The 1,176-nt window shown below is 43.5% G+C and carries 2 protein-coding genes; both read left to right on the top strand.

Going from position 1 to position 1,176, the window contains the following annotated elements:
* The first annotated feature begins 117 nt into the window (after positions 1 to 117).
* Entirely contained in the window at positions 118 to 603 is a 486-nt protein-coding gene (locus V7D75_RS05775; RefSeq protein ID WP_333613788.1) for an HK97-gp10 family putative phage morphogenesis protein, read from the top strand.
* Between the two features lie 66 nt (positions 604 to 669).
* Positions 670 to 1,119 (top strand): hypothetical protein, encoded by a 450-nt coding sequence (locus tag V7D75_RS05770; RefSeq protein ID WP_333613787.1) that lies wholly within the window; start codon positions 670 to 672, stop codon positions 1,117 to 1,119.
* The last annotated feature ends 57 nt before the right edge of the window (positions 1,120 to 1,176 follow it).

The following is a 1,176-nucleotide window of genomic DNA, read 5'->3' as shown; positions in this document are numbered from 1 at the left end:
TATTAATAGCACTATGCAAATATCGCATAATGGTCTGCGCTATGATATTGACGGCGACCCATTACCCGATGCCGATAGCGGACGCGAATATATGACATTGATGCTGAAGGCCACAACATGAGCGACCACGACATCGGCAGTATCACTGTTCAAGGTCTTGATGAGCTTGACAAGAAGCTCGCAGAATTAGGCAACGACTTGGCGGGAAAGGCGTTGTTTAGTGCAGCAATGTACGCACTGACGCCGATGGTCAAAGATGCCAAAGCTTTTGCAGCAAAAGCTAAAGAACCACATGAAATGTACTACCCAAACGGTACAAAAGTAGAAGTACAGCCCGGACTTTTAAAAACAGCCATTAAAAAACGCCGCTTGCCCAAATCTGAGCACAAAGGCGAGTTCGCTCAAGGCGCTGTTGTCGGGATATATGTGGGCAAAGGCACCAAACAGAAAGTTTACCCACGCTATTGGCACTTTATCGAGCGAGGCACCGTCAATCAACCCGCCACCCCATTTATCCGACCTGCGTTTGACGGGAATATCAGCTTGACTGTCACACGGTTTGCAGAGAAGCTATCAGAGCGGATAGACCACTATACTGAGTAATGATAATTGCTCAAGCGTAAACTATGGTTTATAGTTGTTGGTTTAGATTGCCGACTAGGATTAGTAATGTCTAAAGTAATAAATACATTAACGTGGATAGGTTTGGCTGTAATTGGTATACCAGTTGCTATCACAATGTGCAGCTTGCGCGATATCAATGATGAGCCTGCTTATAGTGCTGAACCCTCGAACGCCGTGCAAAGCCCCAGTATTGACGCTGACCAAGTCGCGACTAATCTTATTAGTTCAGATATCAAAGAAAATATTGTTAAATATTTTATGAGCGATAAAGAACCCACAATCAAAGACGCTGTATGGGCTGATCAGCTTAAAAACACTTTGTATATTGGTGTCATTGATGACGGAACTAAACGCGATCCCTTGGCTGATTACGTCTGCCAAGTATTAATCAGTGATTTTGGCTTAAAGCAAGGCGATGCACGCGTTTATATTATGGATATCGCGAAAATCGCAAAAGACAATAGGTGGGAGCAGCTTGGTAAGTCTGAATGCTAATAGGGTCAATGATAAGACCTAAAACAACCTATAACTTTTAACAAAAAGCCCTGTCAT

The sequence above is a fragment of the Psychrobacter sp. genome, assembly GCF_036731945.1.
Classification (GTDB): Bacteria; Pseudomonadota; Gammaproteobacteria; order Pseudomonadales; family Moraxellaceae; genus Psychrobacter.
The sequence above is the reverse complement of the archived record's forward strand: the minus strand, read 5'-3'. Positions and strand labels throughout refer to the sequence as shown.

What these genes read in the sequence shown, in the direction of transcription:
- V7D75_RS05775 (WP_333613788.1), top strand. Translation starts at nt 118, where the DNA reads ATGAGCGACCACGACATCGGCAGTATCACTGTTCAAGGTCTTGATGAG.
- V7D75_RS05770 (WP_333613787.1), top strand. Translation starts at nt 670, where the DNA reads ATGTCTAAAGTAATAAATACATTAACGTGGATAGGTTTGGCTGTAATT.